Consider the following 22,027-nt stretch of genomic DNA (forward strand, 5'->3'; position numbering starts at 1 on the left):
CGGACAAATACGGACATGGATCGATGATCGCAGCGCCGCCGCATTTGTCCACGCAAGCTGCTTGGGGCGTTGCACCTCCGGCATGCGGCTAATAAGGTTGGCGCCGGTTTCGTCCAGAGCGGAATATCCCGTTTCGCTTGACCCACCGTGTTCAAAAGGACCCCGCCGGAGGCCATGTCGCGATCATCGCCATGCGGCTGACTCGTTCGGGATGATGCTTGAGGAGAGAGAGCATGCTACGCTTCGGAATTCTATCGACGGCCAAGATCGGCCGGGAACTGGTGGTTCCTGCCATTCAGGACGCGGAAAATTGCGTCGTGACCGCCGTTGCCAGCCGTGATCTGGCGCGCGCACGCGAGATGGCTGATCGTTTCTCCGTGCCGCACGCCTTCGGCTCCTACGAGGAGATGCTCGCCTCCGACAAGATCGATGCCGTGTACATTCCCCTGCCGACGTCGCAGCATGTCGAGTGGACGATCAAGGCGGCCGATGCCGGCAAGCATGTCTTGTGCGAAAAGCCCATCGCCCTCAAGGCGGATGAGATCGACAGTCTGATCGCCGCGCGCGATCGCAACAAGGTTCTCGTGACGGAAGCCTATATGGTGACCTATGCGCCGGTCTGGCGGAAGGTTCGCTCGCTGCTTGCCGATGGCGCCATCGGTCGCCTGCGTCACGTTCAGGGCGCTTTCACCTATTTCAACCGTGATGCCGGCAACATGCGCAACATTCCATCGCTCGGTGGTGGCGGGCTACCCGATATCGGTGTTTATCCGACGATCAGCGCCCGTTTCGTCACCGGACGTGAACCGCAGCGCATTCAGGCCGTCACGGAGCGCGATGCGGAATTCGGCACCGACATCTATTCGAGCGTGAAGGCCGATTTCGGCGACTTCGAAATGACCTTCTACATCTCCACGCAGATGGCCAACCGTCAGGTCATGGTTTTCCACGGCACGGAAGGTTTCATCGAGGTCAAGTCGCCCTTCAATGCCGATCGTTACGGCGCGGAAGAGCTTGAGCTCACCAATCGCGGCCATTCGGAATCGCAGATTTTCCGCTTCCCCGACAGCCGCCAATACAAGCGCGAAGTTGAAGCTTTTGCCTCCGCGGCATTGGGCGAGGGTGCGGAAATCGTGCCGCTGGAAAGCTCGAAGCTGAACCAGAAGGTCATCGATGCCATCTACCGTGCGAGCGAAAAGGATGGCTGGGAGCCGATCTGAGCCGGCTCTCCATTCAAATTATCCAGTTCCCGGGGGAGGCTGCCGCACGCTTTCCCCGGATTGCCTCAGGGATTTTGCCGGTGGCGGAAGACGAAACGCGAGTAGCCGAAGAAGCTGAACGCGGTCGCCGCCACCGAAGCCGCCGTCAGGGCGATGATCGGCTGCAGCGAGGGCTCCGCCATCAGCAGTGAACTGAAGAGCGCATAGTTGAGCAGCGCCGACGTCAGGCCGACCGAACCATAGCGAAATCCTTCCGCTGCCAGCGAACGGTCGGACCGGCCGAAGGTGAAATTGCGATTGAGCACCCATGTAGCCAGCAGCGCGCTCGGGATTGAGATCGCCCGGCCGACAAACGGATTGAACGGCGTAAACCAAAGCAGCAGATGCAGGACGCCGGCATCGACCACGAAGCCGACCCCACCAGCGATCAGGAAGCGAAGCAGCTTCTTCATGCAGCCTTTACCCTTTTCTTTCGGCTAGCGGATGTCTCCGGCTCCGCCACATCGGCTGTCCGCTCGTCCCGCGCTCGTCGGGATTGCGGCTTGGCCAAGCTCATATAATGGATGCGCAATTGTTCCGCACGGGCTCGTGCGACGGAATCGAGGATCATGCCGGCTGTAAACAGCATGAAGGCGATCATCGTCAATGCCATCGAGAATATCCAGGTCGGAATCCGGGTCACGAAGCCCGTTTCGAAATACTCGGCAAGCACCGGAATGCCGAAGCCGATACCCAGATCGATGGCAACGACGCTCAAAATCCCGAAGAAGGCGAACGGTTTCGTTTCCTTCATCAGCATGGCGAACATCCAGAGGATTTTCCAGCCATCGCGGAAGGTGGAAAGTTTCGAGTGCGAACCCTCCGGCCTGCGGCCATAATCGAGTTCGAGTTCGCTGACGGGCATCTTCAGTTGCGACGCATGCACCGACATTTCGGTTTCGATCTCGAAACCGCCCGAAACGACCGGAAAGCTTTTGACGAACCGGCGCGAAAAGGCGCGGTAGCCCGAGAAGATATCGGTGAAATCGGTTCCGAAAATAGTGCGATAGAGCCAGTTGAAAATGCGGTTGCCGAAGGCATGTCCCTGCCGGCCGGCATCGTTGTGGACGTTGCGGCGGGTGCCGACCACCATGTCGGAGCCTTCGGTGAGCAACGTGCGGATCAGTTCTTCGGCATCATCGGGCGCGTAGGTGCCGTCGCCATCGGCCATGAGGTAGATGTCCGCCTCGATGTCGGCAAACATGCGGCGCACGACGTGGCCCTTGCCCTGCCGGCGTTCACGCACCACGGTCGCGCCCGCGAGCTTGGCGTGCAGCGCCGTGCTGTCGGTGGAATTGTTGTCGTAGACGTAGATGGACGCTTGCGGCAATGCCCTACGAAACCCGCGGACGACATCGCCGATCGTGGCGGCTTCGTTGTAGCAGGGCAGCAGGACGGCAACGCTCAGCTTCTCATTCCACATGGTCTTGGCCGGTTCCCAGGCGTGATATCGAGCGGTGGCTCGATCGACGATCCAAACAGGAGTTTACCGTGCTGGCTGTTAATAAGACCCTATGGTTGCTTGGGAAAAATGGCGCGATCTCGCCATCGCAAAAACATTGTCGTGATCGATCAGCTGGCCGCCCGTGCTTTACGTTTTTTTGATGCGCAGGCGTTAGCGTGACCTCCCGGACGTTCTTCCAATACGGGGTTTATCGAGATGGTGCAGACGCTGGCGATGTCGCTTGAAGCAGCTCCGGCAGCAGGAAGGCAAGCCTCGTCGCGCTGGTCTCATCCCGTCATTGTGCCGTTGATCTATAGCATCCTGCTGATTATCGGCCAGCTGATCATCCATCGCCATGTCACCGACTATGTCGGCCCCGACAATGACGATGCCATGCGCCTCGTCGAGGTGCGCGATTTTCTCGCCGGTCAGGGCTGGTTCGACATGATGCAATATCGTCTCGGCCTTGATGGCGGGACGCTGATGCATTGGTCGCGCTTCATCGATCTGCCGATCGCAGGCCTTATTCTCTTCTTCCGGATGTTCTTCTCGGCTGAAGGGGCTGAAGCGGCGGCGCTGACGGTATGGCCGCTGATGCTCATCATGCCGTTGATGTTCTTCATGAGCACGGCCGGGCGGCGAATGGGCGGCGTCGAAGGGATGCACTTCTCGCTGATCCTGACGGCATTGTTCGTGTTGATCTCGGCCCGCTTCGTGCCAGGTTCCATCGATCACGACAACGTCCAGCTCGGTCTTGTCGCGCTCACCGTCGCCATGCTCGTCGATGAAAGCCATAGACCGCGCAGCTTCGTCATTGCCGCCATCGCTCTTGCCGTTCAGCTCGGTATCGGGGCGGAGACGACGCCGTTCGTGGCGGTGGTCTGCATGGCGGTTGCCTGCCTCTGGGCCTGGGATGGCGAAGTCTTCGCTCCTGCTGCCAGGGCCTTTTCCCTGACGTTGACGATCGCTGTCAGTGCCGCGTTCTTTTCGCTCGTGCCGCCACGCTTCTACGCGATGGTCACTTGCGACAATCTTTCGCTCGGCTTTTACAGCATCATCAGCGCCGGTTGCGTTAGCCTGCTGCTCTCGACGCTCTTCGCCAGCCGCTTGTCGAGATCATGGCGCATTGCAGTGCTCGCCGGCAACGGCATTGCCGTCGCCGCAACGATCCTGGCGATCGCACCGCAATGCCTGCGCAATCCGCTTGCCGATCTCGATCCCATGCTTGTGGAATTCTGGCTGAGCAGGGTGACCGAAGCCCAGCCGATCCTCTCCGTTTTCCGCTCGCAGCCCGATGCCTTTGGCGCTTATTACGTGACGGGCGTCCTTGCGATGCTGGTCTGCCTGTTCCGCATATTGCGAGGCGATCGTGTTCGCTTGCATGCCGTGCTCTGGGCGCTGATCGCGATCAATTGGGCGATCGCGTTGATACAGGTTCGTGGCTCGGAATTTTCCAACCTGCTGGCCATCGCGCCGCTGGCGTTGCTGCTTGCTGAACTCAGGCGGATTTCGGCGGCAGACAGCGAAAACGTCGCTGCCGCCTTCTTCTATATCGTGATGACCCTGATTTCGGTGCCGGCCGTATGGGCAGTCGGCGGCGCGATAGGCAACAAGGGTATCGCGAACAGCTTCAACAGTACTGCGACCAACACTGCCGAGGAAGAGGTCAATTGTGCCTCGAAAGAAGCGCTGGCGCCAATTGCCGGTCTCGAACCCGGCGTCATCTCCGCGCCATCCAATATGGGGGCGCCGCTTCTCCGCTTCACGCCGCATCGCACGCTCTCCGGCCCCTACCACCGCGATCCGGATGGAATGTTGACGGAGCTCAACATCGGTCTTGCCAAGCCGCAGCAGGCCGAAGCGCTTCTTCGGGAAGCCCATGTCACGATGATCGCCTTCTGCAAAGGCGACCCTCAGACGCAGCTGGTGTTGGAGAAGAGCCCGCAGGGGCTTTATGCTCAACTCAGTGCCGGCCGGGTGCCGATTTACCTCGAGCCGATCCCGGTCCCGGCCCAGTCGGAAGTCGAGTTCTTCCGTTTCAAGCCGCAGGATTGAAACCAAAGCACGGCGCGCGAAAGTGTTGGCGGCTTTGCGATCATCACATAAGTAAAATCAAAGACTTGAAGTGTAGGTGGTGGATCTGGAAGATCGCGGCGCGTGTTAGGCGCGGCGATGCTCCACCATGTCAGCGGTGATGAGATAGCCGATGAAGCCGAGATTATATCCGCCGAGCGCGATGAAGAGGGTGGTCAGCGGCGGCGGAACGACGGACATGGCAACCGCCACCATGAAGGCGACGCTCACCAGTGCTACGCCCAGTAGCGCGCCGAGGGTCGTGCGCTGCAGGCCGGCGGCAATTCCGATGATCGTGGCGGTCGCGAATATCATCGCTCCATTTCCTCTTTACCAAAAACCAGTTTGCACAGATTTACGCGTGGATGGCTAAGAAAGGCTTTGTCAGTAGGGTTAACGCTTGATGAAGCAATAAGCTCCACGCTCGTTACGGGACATGCAAATGCGGCGGCAGCCTCTGAACTATGCGCAGAATCCCTTCGCCGATCGATTCAGACTTAAGGGGTATTCACAAGGCTCCGCATTTTCCGCGACATCGGCTAGAAAGAGGACATGAGCAGCTTTTTTGAGAATGATTCGCCTTCGAACCTGACGGAATACTCCGTCTCGGAACTGTCCGGATCGATCAAACGCACGGTCGAGAACGCGTTCGATCAGGTGCGCGTGCGCGGGGAAATCTCTGGCTATCGCGGCCCGCATTCGTCAGGTCATGCCTATTTCTCGCTGAAGGACGACCGCTCCCGCATCGACGCGGTCATCTGGAAAGGCACCTTCTCAAAGCTGAAATTCCGCCCCGAGGAGGGGATGGAGGTCATTGCGACCGGCAAGGTCACGACCTTCCCCGGCTCGTCGAAGTATCAGATCGTCATCGAGAGCCTTGAGCCCGCCGGCGCCGGCGCCCTGATGGCGTTGCTGGAGGAACGCAAGCGCAAGCTCGGTGCCGAAGGTCTTTTCGATCCTGAGCGCAAGCGCCGGCTCCCTTTCATGCCGAAGGTGATCGGCGTGGTGACGTCGCCGACAGGCGCCGTCATCCGCGATATCCTGCACCGCATTTCCGATCGCTTTCCCGTGCATGTGCTGGTCTGGCCGGTGAAGGTGCAGGGCGATGGCTCGGGCGACGAAGTGGCGAACGCCATTCGCGGCTTCAACGAGTTTGCGCCCGGCGGCCCGATCCCGCGTCCCGATGTGTTGATCGTCGCGCGCGGTGGTGGCAGCCTGGAGGATCTTTGGAGCTTCAATGATGAGGCTGTGGTGCGTGCTGCCGCCGGCAGCGAGATCCCGCTGATATCGGCCGTTGGCCACGAGACCGATTGGACGTTGATCGATTATGCGGCCGACGTGCGCGCTCCGACGCCGACGGGTGCGGCCGAAATGGCCGTGCCGGTCAAAGCCGAGCTGGAAGCACAGCTCGCAAGCCTTGCTGCCCGCTTGCAGGGCGGAGTCGGCAGGCAGATGGATCAACGGCGGCAGGCGGTTCGCGCGCTGCTGCGGGCCCTGCCGTCACTCGACCAGATCCTCGCTTTGCCGCGTCGTCGCTTCGATGAGGCGGCCGCCGGCCTCGGCCGTGGATTGGAACTGAACACGCTGAACAAGCGCCGTTCCTTCGAGCGCACGGCCTCGCAGCTGCGACCGGATATCTTGTCGAACCGGATCGCCGAGCGCCGCCAGCAGCTGAGCGAGCGGATGACCCGCGCGGAGCGGACGATCGAGCGTATGCTCGACCGGTCCCGTGCCCGCATCGAACGCGCCGATGCCGTCTTCGCCACGCTGCCCTCGCGCCTCGAAGCGCAGACGGGGAGGGCTCGTGATCGCCTCGGCAATCTCGTGCGTCATGCCGATACGGCCATCCGCCATCAGCTGACCCGCGCTCGCAGCGAGTTGGTGGCGCAGGAACGCATTCTGCAGTCGCTCTCCTACAAGAATGTCCTGAAGCGCGGCTATGCCGTTGTGCGGGACGAGGATGATCGCCCGGTCTCGCTGGCGGCCGCACTTTCGACGGGTGCCGCCATCTCGATCGAGTTCGCGGACGGCCGCATCGGTGCGGTCACCGGCGGTGATGCTGCGCCACCATCGTCCTCATCCACGCCGTCGGACGCTACGCCCGCGAAGAAACGCACCACCAAACCGGCCGAACCCGCCACGCCGCCGAAGCAGGGAAGCCTCTTCTAATGCGCATCCTGCTGGTGCTGGCCCATCCGCTGGAGGATAGCTTCGCCGCCGCCGTGGCGAGGCTCGCACAGGAGACGCTCGCCGGCGGCGGCCATGAGGTCGATCTGCTCGATCTGTATCGCGAAGGCTTCGACCCGCGTCTTTCGGAGGTGGAACGGCGCGGCTATTTCGACCAGCCCTATGATACGTCGGGTGTCGACGACATCGTCGCGCGGCTGCGGGCTGCCGACGGCCTGATCCTGGTCTTTCCGCAATGGTGGTTCAATTTTCCGGCGATCCTGAAGGGCTTCTTCGATCGCGTCTTTGCGCCCGGCGTCGCCTTCACCCACGACCCCGCCGGCGGACGCATCGTGCCGAAACTCACCAATATCCGTCTGTTCTGGGCGTTGACAACAACCGGCTCGCCCTGGTGGGTCGTGCATCTTTATATGGGCAATCCGGTGCGGCGCCTGCTGAAGCGCGGCATCGCCGCCTTCTGTGCCAAGCGGCTGAATTTCCGCATGCTGGCATTGCACGATATGGATCGCGTCACCGATGCCGGACGCAAGGCGCATCTCGAACGCGTCAAGCGAGCGTTGGCGGCGATCTGATCCCGTCGTTTTTGCCAACAAAGGATGCCGCGGCAAGGTTGCCACGGCACGATTGCGCTCAAATGTCAGGGCCTTGTTAGGCCCACTCGCCCTTGCGCATGACGGGTACGCGCGCGCCATCCGCATTGATGCCGTCGATATCGACCTTGTCGGAGCCGATCATCCAGTCGATGTGGATCAGGCTGGAATTGCCGCCCTGCGCCTTGATCTGATCCTGGCTGAGCTTGGCGCCGTCGATGAAGCACTTGGAATAGCACTGGCCGAGCGCGATGTGGCACGAGGCGTTTTCGTCGAAGAGCGTGTTGTAGAACAGGATGCCGCTCGCGGAAATCGGCGAGGAATGCGGCACCAGCGCCACTTCGCCGAGCCGGCGCGCGCCTTCGTCGGTGTCGAGCACCTTGTTCAGTACTTCCTCGCCACGCGTCGCCTTGGCCTCGACAATCCGGCCGCCTTCGAAGCGCACCTGGATATTGTCGATCAGCGTTCCCTGATGCGACAGAGGCTTGGTGGAGGAGACATGACCTTCGACGCGCAGCGCATGCGGCGTGGTGAAGACCTCTTCCGTCGGAATGTTCGGGTTGCAGGTGATGCCGTTCTTGGCTGTGGACGCGCCGCCATGCCATTCATGGCCGTCTGCGAGACCGACCGTGAGATCGGTGCCCGGGCCCTGGAAATGCAAGGCGGCGAAGCGCTTGCCGTTCATCCAGGCTGAACGCTTATGCAGATTGGCATTGTGCTCGGCCCAGGCCGCGATCGGATCTTCGACATCGACGCGCGAAGCGGAAAAGATCGCCTTGGCAAGCTTGGCAACCGCGATCGGCTCCGGGTCGTTCGGGAAGACCAGCTTCGCCCAGGACGGGTTCGGATAGGAAACGATGTTCCAGTTGGTGTCGAAATTCGAGATCTTTTCGAGCGCCGGCTTGTAGGCGGCCGAATTGGCGCGGTTGGCGCGAGCAACCTTGTTCGGGTCCTGGTTCGACAGGAGCATTGGGTTGTCGCCGGCAATGGCGAGGCGTGCCGTGTTGCTGGAGAAGGCTTTGGCCATGCCTTCATAGAGCCATGTCGCGGCGCGGTCGAAGCTCGCATCGTGACCGTGTTCGTAGCGGGCGAGTGTCGTTTCCTCATCCGAATAGAAGGTCGAGACGAGACCCGCGCCGGCCTTATAGGCCTCGCGCGTGATCAGCCGCACCAGCGGCATCGCCGCAACCGGCGCCGTCATCAGCAGATCCTGGCCGGCTTGCAGCTGCAACCCGACCTTTACGGCCACTTCCGCAAGCTTTTCCAGCTTGGCGTGATCGACGGGATGATGGTTGGGGGAGGCTGATGTCATGACAAAACCTGCTTGGCTGATATCGAAAGAACGGTCTCAAGACTTAGACCGCTTTGCGGCGAAATTGAAGGCGCTTTGTCCGATCCTGAAGATCGTCAGGCAATCAGCGGTGCCGCTTTGGCCTTGAGCGCGGTCAAGACATCGTGTGGATTGAGGCGCACCTGCAGCCCGCGCTGGCCGCCATTGATATAGACGTATGCCTCGGTCATCGCCTGCGCCTCGATCGCCGTCGGCACGATCTTTTTCTGGCCGAAGGGACTGATGCCGCCGACATGATAGCCCGTCAGACGCTCGGCATCGACCGGCTTCATCATGGCGGCGGACTTGCCGCCGAAGGCTGCGGCGAGCTTCTTCATGCTGACTTCGTGGTCGGAGGGCACGACGACACAGACGGGCTTGCCGTCCACCTCCGCCATCAGCGTTTTCAGCACGCGATGCGGCTCCTCGCCAAGGGCCTCCGCCGCCTGCAACCCGACACGCTCCGCATTCGGATCGTACTCATAGGCATGCACGGTGAAGGCGACCTTCGCCTGGGTCAGCACTTGTGTCGCGCGGGTGGTTTTGGACATGGACTTATCTCTAGGCGGCCTTGCCGAATGCAGCCGCATAAATATCGGGCTTGAAGCCGATGAGCAATTTGCCGTCTGCCTCAAGCACAGGGCGCTTGATCATCGAAGGCTGCGCCATCATCAGCGCGATGGCCTTGTCCTTCGAAAGATCGGTGCGATCCGCTTCCGGCAGTGCCTTGAAGGTGGTGCCGGCGCGGTTGAGCACCACTTCCCAGCCGGCTTCCTTCGTCCAACGCTCCAGGTGATCCTTGTCGATGCCAGCCGCCTTGTAGTCGTGGAAATCATAGGCGATGCCATGGCCCTCGAGCCAGGTCCGCGCCTTCTTCATCGTGTCGCAGTTCTTGATGCCGTAAATGGTGATCGTCATGTCAAATCCGTTTTCTTATCTCTCAATCAATCTTCCAGCGTTCCCGGCTTGCGAGCAACGGAGCTTGGCTTGTCGGAGCCGATCTTCATAAGATCGCCGCGCCGGCGCACCAGCCGGTCCGAAACACGGGTCACGATGAGGCCGGCTTGCGGCGCGCGAACCTCGATGGTCCCATCCGGCATGCCGGGTGCGGTGATGATCGTCGCCAGCAGATCGCCTTCTTCGATCCGCTCGCCGATATTGCGATGGAAGAGCACGGTGCCTGCCTGTGGTGCGCGGATCATCTCGACATTGTCGAGCGGCACGGCCGGTCCCTCGAATGCGCCAAGCAGGACGGTCTCGTCGTGGACCGCGCCGCGGGCGGCGAGGAAGCGCCAGAGGCCGGCTGCGTCCTCTCTCGCCATCTCGGGATAGACGTCGCGGGTTCCGCGCAGTTCCACGGTGACCGAAAGCTTGCCGGGCAGATGCGCCCTCTTCTCGCCCGGCACCTCGTATTTCCAAGCAAAGCTTACCGCCTCCTCGAAGGCTGAGCTTTCGCCGTCCGACAACAAGACGGCATCCATCTTCAACGCCGCTGCAAGGTCGGCGGCTTCGGGCCAGAAGGCATCGTCGATATAGGCATATTGCAGGGATTCATCATCGCAATGGAGGTCGATCACCAGATCGGCGCCGAGCGCCATATGGATCAGCTGGCGCTTCAACCGGTCAACGGCGGGATAACGATCCAGACCCTCGATCAGCAGATCACGGTCGCGCAGCGAGATCAGCGGGAAATCGCGGTTGAAATTGGTGCGTGTTCCAAGGTCGAAGCGCCCCTGCATCTCGCCAAAATGCGATTGCGCCGCACCGATCGGATTGGCATGCGGCACAACGACGATGTCGCTCAGGATGGCGCCGTCCGCTTCCGCCTGGCGCAGTCGCTCGCAAAGGAAATGCACGAGTGCCGTTCCCGGCAGCTCGCCGGCATGCAATGCGGCCTGGATGTAGATCTTCGGCGCATCCGGCTTGCTACCGGCAAAATGCAGAACCGGCAGCCGCCACGCGATCCCTGGAGTATCGCCCTCGATGACGATTTCGGTGATGTGCATGCAAGGGCCTCCTCATGATTTTGATCGGAGACCCTTATCAAGCCATTGCCGTCTCCTGCAACCATTCTGGCTGTTGAGCGCGCCGATGCCCGTCAGGCGTTGGGGTGCCGCCGCAGGACGAGGCTCAGCACGAGGCTGAGCAATACGGCGCCGACACCAAAGGAAAAGGGTGCGGCATAGCCGAGATGATCGGCGAAAAGGCCGGCGATCGGACCGGTCGTGCCGAGGGAAACGTCGAGAAAGATCGAATAAAGGCCTAGTGCGACGCCGCGATTCTGCGGCGGAATTCTCTCCATCGCCTCGTTGCCAAGCGCCGGGAATACCGGTGCGAAGCCGGCGCCGGCAAGGGCCGCGCCGATGATGGCGACGGTCGGGGACCAGGCAAATGCCAGCGCGAGCAGGCCGATCATTTCCACGACCAGCGAAATACGTGTCAGCGGCAGACCGCCGAACCGGGCGACAGCCTGCGCAAGGCCGAGGCGCACGCCCATGAAGGCAAGACCGAAGGCGCTGAGCGCAAAGGATGCGCCTTCCCAGCCGCGGCTCTGGAAAAACAAGGCGACGAAGGCCATGACGACGCCGAACCCACTGGACGAAAGCGCAAGTGCGACGCCGAACGGTGCGATGCGGCTGAGCACCTGGCCGGTGCCAATGCCTTTTTTCCGCACGCCGGGGACGGGCGGCCGCGATTGCGCAAGCATCAGCCCGGCAACGGCAAGAACGATCGTCACCGCGCCGATGGCGAAGAAGCCGTATTGCCCCTGCAGCCACGCGCCAAAAGGTGCCGCCAGCGCGATGCCGCCATAGGTGGCGATGCCGTTCCAGGAAATGATGCGAACGGTTTCGCGCGATCCCATCAGGCCGATGGCCCAGGTGATTGCCGCCGTGCTGACCCAGCTTTCGCCGATTCCTAGCGCAAGACGTCCAGCAAGCAGCAGGGACAGGCTTGCGGTGGGAACATGGGCGGTGAAGGTCGAGGCCAGCGTCAGAATGCCGGAGAGAGCATAGGCAAGGAAGCCGAGCAGAACGGAGCGGCGAGGCCCATACTGATCGCAGAGACGACCCACCTGCGCGCGGCTGATGATGGTCGCGACATATTGCGTACTGACGGCGATGCCGGCCCAGATGACGCCGAAGCCGAGGCCACTGTCGACATAAGTCGGCAGAACCGCGAGCGGCAGGCCGATGGCGATGTAGCCGAAGAATGTCAGCGCAACGATGGAAATGAGGGCGAGCGTCGAATTCGACTGGACGGTCTGGGAGGCAGTGTTCACGGAATATCGCCTGCGGACACCGGAGGAGCGGTATCCATATGGTTTGCCACGAAAGATCGGGGTTCGTATCGGATAGACATGGCGGCGATAGCCGAATGGCCGCGCGTCGCCACGCACCACCGGTATCAGGCAAACGCGGGCGAGGTCAACGAATTGCTGCTGTGCAGCAAAAGTCATTGACGGCATGGGGCGAATATGCGTTGCGGCCGAAGGCAGGCATGGGAGCGGGGAGATGACCCGCTCCTATGAGGATTACATCGTCAGTATGACGTTGGCCGTGGTCCGGCCGGCTCCAAGGTCCGCGTGTGCCCGGGCGGCATCCTTCAGCTCGTATTCCGCGCCGATCGGATTGATCAGACCCGCCTGCAGATACTCCATGACTGCCTTTGTTCCCTCACGATAGAGGTCGGGGTCCTTGGCATAGGTCAGCACGCTTGGGCGTATGAGACCGATCGCCCGAGGCGCGCTCAACTCGACGATGTCGATGGGCGGGATCGGGCCTGCCGCCTGGCCGAGGCTTGCGGCGATGCCGAAGGGACGGACCGAGGCAAGTGTTTGTGACAACATCGCGCCGCCAATTCCGTCGATGGCGAAATGGACGCCGCGCCGGTCAGCGATATGGCGCGCCTCCTCCACCCAGTCGTCCGATGTGTGCAGGAGAACCGTATCGGCTCCCGCTTCGTAGGCAAAGCCAGCCTTTGCTTCCGAGCCGACGGTCGCGATGACATTCGCGCCAAGATGTTTCGCCAGACGGGTGACGAGCTGACCGACGCCGCCTGCCGCCGCGTGCACCAAAACCCACTCGCCCGGCTTCACCGGATAGACTTTCTGCAGCAGCATATGCGCGGTCAGCCCGCGCAGCATATGGCTGCCGGCCACGCGTTCGCTGACATCGTCGGGCAATTTCACCAGCCGCTCCACCGGCAGGGTTCGCACCTCAGCGTAGCTTCCCAGCGGATGGCCGACATATGCCACCCGATCGCCCACCTTCAATCCATCGACATCCGCACCCAGGGCTTCCACGACGCCAGCGCCTTCAAAGCCGAGAACAGTCTGGCCCGGAGGCAGGGGATACAGTCCCGTGCGCACGTAAATGTCGACAAAATTGACGCCGGAAACGCTTTGACGGATTCTTGCCTGGCCAGGGCCGGGGTCGATGACCGGAAGGTCAACGGCCTCCATGGCCTCGAGGCCGCCGGGGCCGTTGACGGCAATCGCTAGGGGCATTGCAAATTCTCCTTTACGGAGATCTTTGACCACAAACATTCGCTTGAATAAATTCGGTATGAGCTCACCGTATCTGTGCAATAATGCACAGATGATCGATTGGCAGGACCTTCACCATTTCGCCGCGCTGGCACGGACAGGCTCGCTTTCAGCGGCCGCGCGTGAGCTCGGCGTGGATCACGCAACCGTCGGTCGCCGTATCGCGGCGCTGGAACGTTCGCTGGATCTGCGGCTGATAGACCGCCGGCCACGGACATCGCCCTTGACGGCGGATGGCCGCGCCATTGCCGAATTGCTGGGTCGCATCGACGAGAATGTCGAGGCGATCAGACGTTATTCGAAAAGCGCTGTGGCCGGCTTGTCCGCCGCCGTCAAGATCAGCGCGCCGCCTTCGATCGCCACTCATCTTCTTGCGCCCAAAGCGGCTTTGTTTCGTGTCGATCATCCCGATATCACCCTGACAGTTGCAGGTGTCACGCGGCGTGCCGTCGTTGACCATGGCGAGGCGGATATCGCCGTCAGGACGACGCGGCCGGAGGAAAGCGATCTTCTGGTCCGGCGTATCGGCGTGATGCGCCTTGGGCTCTATGCCATTCCGTCGATCGCCGAAATGCCCGAGGAAGATTGGGTCTTCATCGGCTATGACGCGGCGCTCGAACATCTGACGCGAGAAACCTGGCTGCGCAGTCTCCTGGCCGGTCGGCCGATCGTATTTCGCGCCACCGATATTTTCGGTCAGCTCGAAGCTGCGCGGGCCGGTATCGGCGCGCTCGTGCTCCCGACTTTTCTGGGGGACAACGAACCCTCGCTGACACGCCTTCCGGCTGCCGTGCCGTCACCCGCGCGCGATCTCTGGCTTGTGGCCTATCCGGATCGGCGACGCTCTCCGGCCGTCCGCGCCGTCATGGACTTCGTCTGCGATGTGATCGGCCGGAATTGCCCCATAAGGGACGATGCGGCTTGAGATGCTTAAGGGGGGCACTGCCATTTTTTCCTGTTGCAGCCTGACCGCGAATGTCTATCCATAGGCGAGTGAACCATCCCCATGGTCGGTGATCGATGACGAAGCTGAGCAGTTGGTTCGTGGTGGACAAGGCGGATCTCATCGCGGGCATATCGGTCGCCGGGCTGATGTTGCCCGAAGCCGTTGCCTATGCCGGCATCGCCGGGCTGCCGCCGCACCGCGCAATCCTTGCCGGCATCGCCGGATGTCTTGTCTATGCCGTCTTCGGCCGTAGCCGTTTCGCGATCGTTTCGCCGACATCGTCCTCCGCCGCGATTCTGGCCGCGACGCTTGCGGTCGTGCCGGGTGACGCAACCGTGAAGGCCGGCCTGGCCACGGTTGCTGTCGCGCTCGCCGGCTGCCTGTTCGTCATCGCCGCGCTATTGCGCCTCGGCGGCATCACCGGCTTCATCTCGCGACCCGTGCTGCGCGGCTTTGCGCTTGGGTTGGCGATCACCATCATCCTGCATCAGTTGCCGATCCTGGTAGGCGTTCCCGTACAGGGCTCGAACATCATCACATATGCGGCGGCTTTGTTCGCTGCGGTTTTGCAATGGAATCCGATCAGTGTCGCGGTCGGCCTGGTGGCGCTGGTGGCCTTGCTGCTGCTGAAGCGGTTGCCCGGCGTACCCGGCGCCTTTCTTGTGCTCGCAGCGGGAATTCTGGCCTCCTATCTGTTCGGCCTGGAGGCGCATGGCGTCAAGCTGGTTGGCGCCATTGAGATCCTGCCGCAATGGCCGTCCTTGCCGGAGGCGGGATGGGCCACCTATTCGCGGCTGGTACAGTTCACCGTGCCGCTTGTCCTTATTCTCTTTGCCGAATCCTGGGGGACCATGCGCGGGCTGGCCCTGCGGTATGGCGAGACGCTGGAGGTCAATCGCGAGCTCGGTGCCCTTGGGGCTGCCAATATCGCCAGTGCGCTCGCCCAGGGCATGCCAGTTGGCGCCGGGTTTTCCGCCGGCTTCGCCAGCGAGGCGGCCGGCGCAAAGACAAGGGCAACGACTGTTTTCGCTGCGATTGGCCTTGCGATCCTGATCGCCTGTGCCGGGCCGCTCGTGGCGCTTCTGCCCGAGCCTGTGCTGGCCGCGGTCGTGATCGCGGCTCTCACGCATGCCCTTGATCCAAGTCCGATCCTGCATCTGCGCCGCCTGCATCGCGATTTCTATGTGGCGGTGGGCGCCGCGCTCGGCGTGCTTGCCTTGGGCGTTCTCAACGGCATGCTGCTGGCCATCGCTCTATCGTTGGCCGCCATGATGCACCGCCTGGCATCGCCCTATGTCGCCCGCCTCGGCCGGCTCGGCGACAGCCATAATTTCGTGGATGTCAGCCGCCATAGCGACGCTTCGCAAACAGCAGGCATCGCGATCTGGCGTCCGGGTGAAACGTTGTTTTTCGGCAATGCCGACACGATCTTCGGAGAAATCCTGGCGCGCAGCAATAGCGAAGCGGGCCTGCGCGCCGTCATCCTCAGCCTCGAAGAGAGCTTCGATCTCGACAGCACGGCCATGGATGCCCTGACGGAATTCGAGGGCGCGATGCGCCGCGCCGGCATTCGCGTGCAATTCGCCCGCGTGCATGATCGCGTTCGCGATCTCATGACGACAGCCGGCGTGACCGATGTCGGTAGCCGCTGCAGCTTCAGCGTCGATGATGCGGTGGCAGCGGTGTTGGCGGCATCTGGCCCGAACGCCAGCATGCCTCGTCAAGTGTAGGCAGAATGCCTAGAACAGCGGCCAGTGCCAGACGTGGCCATGCTCACCGTCGCCGCGAAAACTGTTGACGAGCGTGAACGTTTCGACCGTCCAGCCAATCGGCTGGTCCAATCGCAATTCAGGAAGTATCTGGTCGCAATAGAACAGCGTCATGTGCGGTTGAAACGATTTGGGTACGCCGCTTTCAAAACCCATGCTTTGCATGCCTGCATCCAATTCTTGACGGAGTGTCGTTAGCCCCTCATTTCCCTCTCTGCACCAGAGTACATATTGACGATTGTCGCCGTTTCCGAAGGTACTTACCCGGTCGAACAGCAAGGGAAACGATTTCAGGCAGATGGTCGATCCGGCTCCCAAAGCAGCAAAGGTGGCCTCTTCCTGCGATCGCGAGACAATGTCGATGGGGTAAATGGTGGCGTGGTAGAGATCGGGCTTTCGCGGTTTGCGCTTCAATCCGTTCTGCTGGCTTAGACTCACGGTCATTTCAGCGGCCAGCTTGGCGATATCAGAGTTCGGCAATGCCGCAAAATAGAGAGCTTGACCGCGCTGAGTTGGCTTCTTGTTTTTGCGCTGAACTGTCGGTTTGCCGAGATCAAATGACATCTGGTCATTGTGCTGCATGGCTTTACTCAAAGCCGTCCTGGCTTTGCCTCCTCAAGTTCCTCAAGCTGGAAATCATACGATCAGGTGATTCTTTAATCAAGAACAAAACAAGAACATATATTTTGCTTAAGAATACCCAGGCGCCGACAAGCTCATTTCAAAAAAGCATCGAATAAAATGCCGGGTTGGGCCGTTCATTCCACGCTCGGGTTTCATGCCCGGTCCTCCAAAGAAGGAATGATCTATGTTCGCGAAAACAGTCTTTTCTGCCATGGTCCTCGCTCTTGTCGGCCTCGGCATCGCCTCATGCTCCAGCACGGGCAACAGCGCCTCAGGCAATAGCATGACCCAGAATTCCGCCCCCTCCGGCGGCGGTTATTGAGAACGGCGCCGGGCCAGCCCTGGCGCGATATTTCATCATCAAAACGGTGGCCAGTTTCGATCTTTGCAAGAATCGGGTTGAATTCGACGCTCCCTGAGACGATTTTCATGACAAGTGGAAACTCAGGAGCTTTCGTCATGAATGCGACAGGGCAGAATTATCTGATCTTCGAAACCGCCGGCGGCTTTTGCGGTATCGCCTGGAACGATATCGGCATCGTGCGCTTTCAATTGCCGACGAGAGATGCGGGAGCGACGGAACGTCTACTCCTGCGTCGCCTGCCCAATGCGCAGCCCGGCACGCCGGGCCCCGAGGTGGCGAATGTGATCGAGCAGGTGAAACGTTATTTCGCCGGCGAAGAGATCGATTTTTCCGGCGTGGCGCTCGACCTTGGTGATCAGGATACGTTCTTCAAGCAGATCTATGATGCAGCCCGGCAAGTCGGGTGGGGCCATACGACCACTTACGGCACCTTGGCCAAGCAGCTTGGTGCGGGGCCTGAAGCCGCGCGCGACGTTGGACAGGCCATGGCAAAGAACCCGGTGGCGCTGATCATCCCTTGCCATCGCGTTCTGGCTGCGGGTGGCAAGATTGGCGGCTTTTCCGCACCTGGCGGCTCCAACGCCAAGGCGCACATGCTGGAGCTGGAAGGCGTTCAGCTCGCACCGCCGAAGCCCGTCCAGCAGTCTTTGGCATTCTAGGCGATCGGGGAGGGCGAGCGATCTTCCGCTAGCTCTATTCTTTCGGTGCCTGCCGCATGCGGGAAAATAGCAGAGTGTCCTTGTTGTTGAGGCGGATCGGCTGCGGATTGCCGTAACCTGCCTTTTGCGCGACGCGGATCGAAGCCGTATTCTCCGGCGAGATCAGGCAGACGCTGCGGTCAAATCGCGCGTCTTTGTCGAGCCAGGCTGCGGCAGCGGCGAGTGCCTCAGTTGCAAAGCCTTGGCCGTGCGCCCATGCTGCAAACGCCCAGCCCGCTTCGGGTATACCCTTGATCGGTGGTTCGATGACACGATGGAAATCGGCAAAGCCAAGATCCCCGACATAGCGGCCTGAGGACTTTTCCCGCACGGCCCAATAGCCATGGCCGAGCAGCGGCCAGAGCCCATGGTAAGACAGCATCCGCATCCACGACTCTCGAGAGGTGGAGACGACGGTGCCGAAGATGTGCTTGACGACCAACGGATCGCTCCACATGCCCGCCAGCGGCTCGAAGTCGTCGATGGTATGCCCGGTGAGGATGAGGCGTTCGGTTTCCAGTCTTGGTGGAGAAAACGTTGGTTCCATCGGGCAGACCTTCGGATCTAGCGTTGTGGTGTTGGCTGCAGACGCTGCTCGAGCGCATCCAGATCGGGCAGGAACCAGACCTCGCGTCCCTTGTTCGATTCATAAACGAAATCGCGCAGCGCATTGCTGCTTGCGACCCAGCGGGAGATGTCGCCGATAATGACGAGCTGGGAACGATAATTGACGAACTTCTGAATGATGCCGCCGGCAATTCGGGTCGAGAGTTGGAAGAAGTCCTCGTTCAGCCGCGATATCGGCACAACCACTATCGTGGCCTCGGCGTCCCACGCGGCGCTGAGCCAATCGTTCACGTCCTTCTCGCTGGCGAGAACTGGACCGCTGTCATTGCCGATGACGACCTTTTGGCCGGCGAATTCCTTGATTGTATGCATGCTGTTCGACTTTGCTTCTGTTGATCTATGCGGATCTGCTATTATCCCGTGTGATGGTCACTCGACGCCTATCATGTAGGGCGGCGGGCTCCCAGAGCTACTGTGCGTGATCGTTTCCCGATGTCGGCAGCCCTTTGCCGGAAAGTCTGAGGACTGCGGCAATCAATGCGTCGGCATCCGCGCCGGGGTCGAACTGGCCGTCAATCATCAGAAGCGCGAGACCGTGTGTCAACGACCACAGGAAAAGCGCCGCCGTGCCGATCTCTTCCGGCGGCAGGCGTTTCGAAAGGCCCGACTTGAGGACGCCGTAAGCAGCCGAGCGCAATGAACGGATCCGGTCGTCGGCGGCAAAGGCCGTGTGAAAGCCCTCGCCGAACATCAGCCGGTAAAGCCCGGGATTGTCGCGCGCAAAGCCGATATAGGCCATGCCCGTCGGCGCCAGCTGACCTCTGGCATTTCTTGGCGCCACGCGCATGCGCTCGGCAAGTTCGGCGAAGCCGCGTTCGGCCAGTGCCACTGCGATGTCGTCCAGCCCGGAGAAGTGATGATAGGCGGCCGGCGCCGATACGCCGACGCGGCGCGCGATCTCCCGAATGCTGAGTGCGGTCGGGCCACCCTCTTCCAGCAACACGCGCCCCGCTTCGAGCAAGGCGTTGCGCAGATCGCCATGATGATAGCGCGGGGCAGGGGCGGCCTTATCTTCAGGCAATCGGTTTTCTCCAATCTTTACGGCGTTAAGATTCTGGTCTATTTCTTGCCGGATTGCAATCCTGCCGGCTCGGAGTTGCGGCGATGACCCATGTTCCGCTTTATGTTTATGTGTTGTTTCTACTGCTGATATGGATGGGCCTGTCGCAATGCCGGCCGCGGAGGGTCCGGCTGGAGCGTCTCGCGATCATGCCGGTTCTCATGGCCATCATGGGGGCACGCGGCTTCGATGGGCTTTTCGTGCATGCGAGCGTCGCTGATATGATCTTCGCCCTCGCAGGACTTGGTATCGGTGCTGCGGTTGGCTGGCGGCATGTCAGCGGCTGGAGGATAGCGGTCGAGAAGGCGAAACGATCGCTCTCTCTGCCCGGCGATATCATGATGCTGGTCATCATCCTGGCGACCTTCGCCTTCGAATTTTTGCTGCATGCCGCCGCCGCGAGCCATGCCGCCTGGTTTTCCGCGTCCTTCGTCCCGCCGCTTGCCGCTCTCGTCTGGGCCGGGTTTGTCGGCATGTCGCTCGGCCGCAACCTGCATCTCATCTCCCGCTATATGAGCGTTCCGGCTCAACCTGCCGACCAGGCGCGCTAGGATGCATCGACCGGAGCGTCCGCCGGTAACGGCAAGTCGCCAAGGGCATCGGCGAAGCGGCGGATGAGCCGCGTGAGGGATTGCCGATCCTCTTCGCTCCAGTCCGCAAGCGCGTGTGTCAAGGCTCGTCTGCGTGCCTCGCGCACGGCTTTGAAGCGGATATTCCCTTCGGCGGTGATCTCGGCGATCGAGCGACGCCGATCATCGCTATCGGGGCTGCGGCTCACGAGCCCGATGCTCTCCAGCTTCGCCAATTGACGGCTGACAGTCGTATAGTCGCGGCCAACCTGCTCGGCGAGTTCGGCAACGCCGAGCGGCCCCTGCATACCCAGCCGCGCCAGCAGCGGGAATAGCGCGCGGTCGAGCTGCACACCGGCGGCGCGCAGCAAGGCTTCGTCGCGTTGCGGCGCATTCAGAAAATTGACGATGTCGAGCAGGCCGCCGGCCAGCTCGTCGAGAATATGTGTATTTTGCACCTTTACAGATCCCACTATCTTGATTTAAGTGTATTATACACGCAATTGAACAAGGCGCCATGCCATGCCATCCAGAATCCACGTCATTATCGGCAGTGTCAGGCCGAACCGTATTTGCCCCGCCGTCGCCGAATGGGTGGCATCGATCGGACGCGAAATCCTGCCCGCAGCGTTCGAACTAATCGATCTTAGGGATTGGCCGCTGCCGATGGATGGCGAACCGAGCATTCCGGCAACCGGAGATTATCGCACCGATCTCACCAAGGCCTGGAGCGAAAAGATCGCAAGCGGCGATGCCTTCGTCTTCGTCAGTCCGCAATATAATTGGGGCTACCCGGCCGTGTTGAAGAATGCCCTTGATCATCTCTATCGGGAATGGGCTGGAAAACCGGCGATGATCGTCACCTATGGCGGCCATGGCGGCAATAAATGCGCGGCCCAGCTTCACCAGGTGCTGACGGGATTGAAGATGAAGCCTATCGAAACCATGCCCGGCTTCACCCTGTCGCGTACCCGCATCGAAGCAAACGCCGGCGAGGTAGACCCGGCGACGGAATTTGCCGAATGGCGGCCGGCGCTTGAACAGGCGTTTGCCGAACTCGGACGTAACTGACGCGGCTTAGGCGCCGAGCCGCTCGATGACGAGATCGAGAAAGGCGCGCAGGCGCGGCATGCGGCGCATGTCCCGATGATAGCCGATCCAGGTATCGCGGCCGGGTGGTGGTTCTCCGAGGTCGACCATTTCCAACCCGGTCGTCGCCTCGGCCAAGGGCCGCGGCAATACGGCGATGCCGGCACCCGCAGCGCAAAGACGGGCTTGCACTTCTCTGTTGTTGCTGCGGCTGATCACGGACGCATTCGGCAATGTCTGCTGGATCCAGGCGACATCGGGCATGCCGCCGAAGGCCGTGTCCATGACGACGAGGCGAGAGCCCGCGCCATTGCCGGCTTCGGGATGTCGTTCACCAGCTCGAATGTAGGCGCCGTATGAAATATGCATCAGCCGTCGCGAGACGACTTCCGGCTCGTCGAACGGCTTGATGCGGAACACAAGATCGGCTTCCCGTCGCGGCAGGCTGTAAAGGCGCGCATCGGTCAATAGCTCCACGACGACCTTTGGGTGGAGATGTGCAAATTCGGCCAGCACCGGCGTCAGCATAACGACGCCGAACCAATCCGAACAGGAAACCCGCAAAAGCCCGCTCAGTCCAGCCTCGGCACCAGCCAGCTCCCGTCTGATGGCGATTGCCTCGTGTTCCATTCTTTCGGCGTGAGCAAGCACGGCCTGCCCCTCGTCGGTCAGCACGAAACCGTCGCTGGTGCGCTGAAACAATGTCTGGCCGATCGCTTCCTCCAGCGCCTTTAGCCGTCGCCCCATGGTCGGCTGCGTCTGTCCGAGAGACCGTGCCGCCGCGCCAAGAGTGCCTTCGCGCGCTATGGCCAGAAAAATACGAAGATCGCTCCATTCCATTCATCTAGTCCA

Annotated in this window: 25 protein-coding genes; 10 read left to right on the plus strand and 15 right to left on the minus strand. The window is 61.2% G+C overall.

The genetic code is table 11. The annotated features are described in order from the left end of the window. Positions 1-233 precede the first annotated feature (233 nt). Positions 234-1,220 carry a Gfo/Idh/MocA family oxidoreductase gene (locus HGP17_RS17565; RefSeq protein WP_168811245.1) on the plus strand — a complete coding sequence of 329 codons (987 nt, stop codon included), beginning with the start codon at positions 234-236 and terminating at the stop codon, positions 1,218-1,220. A 65-nt stretch (positions 1,221-1,285) separates the two neighbouring features. Here HGP17_RS17565 and HGP17_RS17570 read toward each other — a convergent pair whose 3' ends face one another. Beyond that, positions 1,286-1,672 carry a GtrA family protein gene (locus HGP17_RS17570; protein WP_168811247.1) on the minus strand — a complete coding sequence of 129 codons (387 nt, stop codon included), beginning with the start codon at positions 1,670-1,672 and terminating at the stop codon, positions 1,286-1,288. Further along, positions 1,669-2,682 (minus strand): glycosyltransferase, encoded by a 1,014-nt coding sequence (locus HGP17_RS17575; protein WP_168811249.1) that lies wholly within the window; start codon positions 2,680-2,682, stop codon positions 1,669-1,671. Before HGP17_RS17575 ends, HGP17_RS17570 begins: the two co-directional genes overlap by 4 nt. Positions 2,683-2,919: 237 nt before the next feature. Between HGP17_RS17575 and HGP17_RS17580 the strand changes: the two genes are divergently transcribed. Further along, the gene (locus HGP17_RS17580; protein ID WP_168811251.1) at positions 2,920-4,758 is read left to right on the plus strand and encodes a hypothetical protein; all 1,839 of its coding nucleotides are present in this window, start codon (positions 2,920-2,922) and stop codon (positions 4,756-4,758) included. A 105-nt stretch (positions 4,759-4,863) separates the two neighbouring features. Here the strand turns inward: HGP17_RS17580 and HGP17_RS17585 are convergent, their stop codons facing one another. Next, complete coding sequence (locus HGP17_RS17585; protein ID WP_168811253.1) at positions 4,864-5,091, minus strand: homogentisate export protein; 228 nt, start codon at positions 5,089-5,091, stop codon at positions 4,864-4,866. A gap of 237 nt (positions 5,092-5,328) precedes the next feature. On the opposite strand from HGP17_RS17585, the gene xseA reads away from it, so the two are divergent. Continuing rightward, a complete protein-coding gene (gene xseA / locus HGP17_RS17590; protein ID WP_168811255.1) occupies positions 5,329-6,945 on the plus strand; it encodes an exodeoxyribonuclease VII large subunit in 1,617 nt (538 codons plus the stop codon). Then, a complete protein-coding gene (locus tag HGP17_RS17595) occupies positions 6,945-7,535 on the plus strand; it encodes an NAD(P)H-dependent oxidoreductase (protein ID WP_168811257.1) in 591 nt (196 codons plus the stop codon). The genes xseA and HGP17_RS17595 overlap by 1 nt, the downstream gene beginning before the upstream one ends. A 76-nt stretch (positions 7,536-7,611) precedes the next feature. Here HGP17_RS17595 and HGP17_RS17600 read toward each other — a convergent pair whose 3' ends face one another. The 6 genes from HGP17_RS17600 to HGP17_RS17625 all read right to left on the minus strand — a co-directional run bounded on the left by HGP17_RS17600 (position 7,612) and on the right by HGP17_RS17625 (position 13,390). Next, entirely contained in the window at positions 7,612-8,865 is a 1,254-nt protein-coding gene (locus HGP17_RS17600; RefSeq protein WP_168811259.1) for an aminopeptidase, read from the minus strand. 95 nt (positions 8,866-8,960) lie between these two features. Then, positions 8,961-9,434 carry a Cys-tRNA(Pro) deacylase gene (ybaK, locus tag HGP17_RS17605; RefSeq protein ID WP_168811262.1) on the minus strand — a complete coding sequence of 158 codons (474 nt, stop codon included), beginning with the start codon at positions 9,432-9,434 and terminating at the stop codon, positions 8,961-8,963. A gap of 10 nt (positions 9,435-9,444) precedes the next feature. Then, positions 9,445-9,801, minus strand: a complete 357-nt coding sequence (locus HGP17_RS17610; RefSeq protein WP_168811264.1) for an ArsC family reductase — start codon at positions 9,799-9,801, stop codon at positions 9,445-9,447. Positions 9,802-9,827: 26 nt separating this feature from the next. Continuing rightward, entirely contained in the window at positions 9,828-10,889 is a 1,062-nt protein-coding gene (locus tag HGP17_RS17615) for a succinylglutamate desuccinylase/aspartoacylase family protein (RefSeq protein ID WP_168811266.1), read from the minus strand. A gap of 92 nt (positions 10,890-10,981) precedes the next feature. After that, positions 10,982-12,163 carry an MFS transporter gene (locus HGP17_RS17620; RefSeq protein ID WP_168811268.1) on the minus strand — a complete coding sequence of 394 codons (1,182 nt, stop codon included), beginning with the start codon at positions 12,161-12,163 and terminating at the stop codon, positions 10,982-10,984. Between the two features lie 252 nt (positions 12,164-12,415). Beyond that, on the minus strand, positions 12,416-13,390 hold the full coding sequence (locus HGP17_RS17625) for a quinone oxidoreductase (protein ID WP_168811270.1): 975 nt from the start codon (positions 13,388-13,390) through the stop codon (positions 12,416-12,418). A gap of 91 nt (positions 13,391-13,481) precedes the next feature. On the opposite strand from HGP17_RS17625, the gene HGP17_RS17630 reads away from it, so the two are divergent. After that, positions 13,482-14,354, plus strand: coding sequence for a LysR family transcriptional regulator (locus tag HGP17_RS17630; RefSeq protein ID WP_168811273.1), 873 nt, complete (start codon positions 13,482-13,484; stop codon positions 14,352-14,354). A 95-nt stretch (positions 14,355-14,449) separates the two neighbouring features. Then, complete coding sequence (locus HGP17_RS17635) at positions 14,450-16,105, plus strand: SulP family inorganic anion transporter (RefSeq protein WP_168811275.1); 1,656 nt, start codon at positions 14,450-14,452, stop codon at positions 16,103-16,105. 9 nt (positions 16,106-16,114) lie between these two features. Here HGP17_RS17635 and HGP17_RS17640 read toward each other — a convergent pair whose 3' ends face one another. Next, positions 16,115-16,726, minus strand: a complete 612-nt coding sequence (locus tag HGP17_RS17640) for a 2'-5' RNA ligase family protein (protein ID WP_168811277.1) — start codon at positions 16,724-16,726, stop codon at positions 16,115-16,117. 226 nt (positions 16,727-16,952) lie between these two features. On the opposite strand from HGP17_RS17640, the gene HGP17_RS17645 reads away from it, so the two are divergent. Together HGP17_RS17645 and HGP17_RS17650 are read left to right on the plus strand one after the other, a co-directional pair. Continuing rightward, positions 16,953-17,090: a hypothetical protein gene (locus HGP17_RS17645; RefSeq protein WP_168811279.1), complete on the plus strand. Its 138-nt coding sequence runs from the start codon at positions 16,953-16,955 to the stop codon at positions 17,088-17,090. A 137-nt stretch (positions 17,091-17,227) separates the two neighbouring features. Beyond that, positions 17,228-17,791: a methylated-DNA--[protein]-cysteine S-methyltransferase gene (locus HGP17_RS17650; protein ID WP_168811281.1), complete on the plus strand. Its 564-nt coding sequence runs from the start codon at positions 17,228-17,230 to the stop codon at positions 17,789-17,791. 34 nt (positions 17,792-17,825) lie between these two features. On the opposite strand, the gene HGP17_RS17655 is transcribed toward HGP17_RS17650, so the two are convergent. The 3 genes from HGP17_RS17655 to HGP17_RS17665 all read right to left on the minus strand — a co-directional run bounded on the left by HGP17_RS17655 (position 17,826) and on the right by HGP17_RS17665 (position 19,478). Beyond that, complete coding sequence (locus HGP17_RS17655) at positions 17,826-18,377, minus strand: GNAT family N-acetyltransferase (protein ID WP_168811283.1); 552 nt, start codon at positions 18,375-18,377, stop codon at positions 17,826-17,828. 17 nt (positions 18,378-18,394) lie between these two features. Further along, positions 18,395-18,769, minus strand: coding sequence for a DUF4180 domain-containing protein (locus HGP17_RS17660; protein ID WP_168811285.1), 375 nt, complete (start codon positions 18,767-18,769; stop codon positions 18,395-18,397). Positions 18,770-18,866: 97 nt separating this feature from the next. Beyond that, positions 18,867-19,478 (minus strand): TetR/AcrR family transcriptional regulator, encoded by a 612-nt coding sequence (locus tag HGP17_RS17665; protein ID WP_168811287.1) that lies wholly within the window; start codon positions 19,476-19,478, stop codon positions 18,867-18,869. A 53-nt stretch (positions 19,479-19,531) separates the two neighbouring features. Between HGP17_RS17665 and HGP17_RS17670 the strand changes: the two genes are divergently transcribed. Continuing rightward, positions 19,532-20,068 (plus strand): DUF6622 family protein, encoded by a 537-nt coding sequence (locus HGP17_RS17670; protein ID WP_348648963.1) that lies wholly within the window; start codon positions 19,532-19,534, stop codon positions 20,066-20,068. Here HGP17_RS17670 and HGP17_RS17675 read toward each other — a convergent pair. Then, a complete protein-coding gene (locus HGP17_RS17675; RefSeq protein ID WP_348648964.1) occupies positions 20,065-20,544 on the minus strand; it encodes a MarR family transcriptional regulator in 480 nt (159 codons plus the stop codon). The two genes, HGP17_RS17670 and HGP17_RS17675, sit on opposite strands and share 4 nt — an antisense overlap. A gap of 64 nt (positions 20,545-20,608) precedes the next feature. Here HGP17_RS17675 and HGP17_RS17680 point away from each other — a divergent pair, with 64 nt between their 5' ends. Then, positions 20,609-21,157: an NAD(P)H-dependent oxidoreductase gene (locus HGP17_RS17680; RefSeq protein WP_168811293.1), complete on the plus strand. Its 549-nt coding sequence runs from the start codon at positions 20,609-20,611 to the stop codon at positions 21,155-21,157. A gap of 6 nt (positions 21,158-21,163) precedes the next feature. On the opposite strand, the gene HGP17_RS17685 is transcribed toward HGP17_RS17680, so the two are convergent. After that, positions 21,164-22,015 carry a LysR family transcriptional regulator gene (locus tag HGP17_RS17685; protein ID WP_168811295.1) on the minus strand — a complete coding sequence of 284 codons (852 nt, stop codon included), beginning with the start codon at positions 22,013-22,015 and terminating at the stop codon, positions 21,164-21,166. Positions 22,016-22,027: the final 12 nt, after the last annotated feature.

Source organism: Rhizobium sp. P38BS-XIX (assembly GCF_012641435.1).
Taxonomy (GTDB): Bacteria; Pseudomonadota; Alphaproteobacteria; order Rhizobiales; family Rhizobiaceae; genus Rhizobium.

Excerpts from the sequence above, each read along its gene's own strand:
- HGP17_RS17565 (WP_168811245.1), top strand. The coding sequence starts at position 234 with ATGCTACGCTTCGGAATTCTATCGACGGCCAAGATCGGCCGGGAACTG.
- HGP17_RS17685 (WP_168811295.1), bottom strand. The coding sequence starts at position 22,015 with ATGGAATGGAGCGATCTTCGTATTTTTCTGGCCATAGCGCGCGAAGGC.
- HGP17_RS17680 (WP_168811293.1), top strand. The coding sequence starts at position 20,609 with ATGCCATCCAGAATCCACGTCATTATCGGCAGTGTCAGGCCGAACCGT.
- HGP17_RS17575 (WP_168811249.1), bottom strand. The coding sequence starts at position 2,682 with ATGTGGAATGAGAAGCTGAGCGTTGCCGTCCTGCTGCCCTGCTACAAC.
- HGP17_RS17595 (WP_168811257.1), top strand. The coding sequence starts at position 6,945 with ATGCGCATCCTGCTGGTGCTGGCCCATCCGCTGGAGGATAGCTTCGCC.
- HGP17_RS17570 (WP_168811247.1), bottom strand. The coding sequence starts at position 1,672 with ATGAAGAAGCTGCTTCGCTTCCTGATCGCTGGTGGGGTCGGCTTCGTG.
- HGP17_RS17635 (WP_168811275.1), top strand. The coding sequence starts at position 14,450 with ATGACGAAGCTGAGCAGTTGGTTCGTGGTGGACAAGGCGGATCTCATC.
- HGP17_RS17600 (WP_168811259.1), bottom strand. The coding sequence starts at position 8,865 with ATGACATCAGCCTCCCCCAACCATCATCCCGTCGATCACGCCAAGCTG.
- HGP17_RS17585 (WP_168811253.1), bottom strand. The coding sequence starts at position 5,091 with ATGATATTCGCGACCGCCACGATCATCGGAATTGCCGCCGGCCTGCAG.
- HGP17_RS17645 (WP_168811279.1), top strand. The coding sequence starts at position 16,953 with ATGTTCGCGAAAACAGTCTTTTCTGCCATGGTCCTCGCTCTTGTCGGC.
- HGP17_RS17615 (WP_168811266.1), bottom strand. The coding sequence starts at position 10,889 with ATGCACATCACCGAAATCGTCATCGAGGGCGATACTCCAGGGATCGCG.
- ybaK (WP_168811262.1), bottom strand. The coding sequence starts at position 9,434 with ATGTCCAAAACCACCCGCGCGACACAAGTGCTGACCCAGGCGAAGGTC.
- HGP17_RS17625 (WP_168811270.1), bottom strand. The coding sequence starts at position 13,390 with ATGCCCCTAGCGATTGCCGTCAACGGCCCCGGCGGCCTCGAGGCCATG.
- HGP17_RS17610 (WP_168811264.1), bottom strand. The coding sequence starts at position 9,801 with ATGACGATCACCATTTACGGCATCAAGAACTGCGACACGATGAAGAAG.
- HGP17_RS17650 (WP_168811281.1), top strand. The coding sequence starts at position 17,228 with ATGAATGCGACAGGGCAGAATTATCTGATCTTCGAAACCGCCGGCGGC.
- xseA (WP_168811255.1), top strand. The coding sequence starts at position 5,329 with ATGAGCAGCTTTTTTGAGAATGATTCGCCTTCGAACCTGACGGAATAC.
- HGP17_RS17660 (WP_168811285.1), bottom strand. The coding sequence starts at position 18,769 with ATGCATACAATCAAGGAATTCGCCGGCCAAAAGGTCGTCATCGGCAAT.
- HGP17_RS17580 (WP_168811251.1), top strand. The coding sequence starts at position 2,920 with ATGGTGCAGACGCTGGCGATGTCGCTTGAAGCAGCTCCGGCAGCAGGA.
- HGP17_RS17630 (WP_168811273.1), top strand. The coding sequence starts at position 13,482 with ATGATCGATTGGCAGGACCTTCACCATTTCGCCGCGCTGGCACGGACA.
- HGP17_RS17640 (WP_168811277.1), bottom strand. The coding sequence starts at position 16,726 with ATGCAGCACAATGACCAGATGTCATTTGATCTCGGCAAACCGACAGTT.
- HGP17_RS17655 (WP_168811283.1), bottom strand. The coding sequence starts at position 18,377 with ATGGAACCAACGTTTTCTCCACCAAGACTGGAAACCGAACGCCTCATC.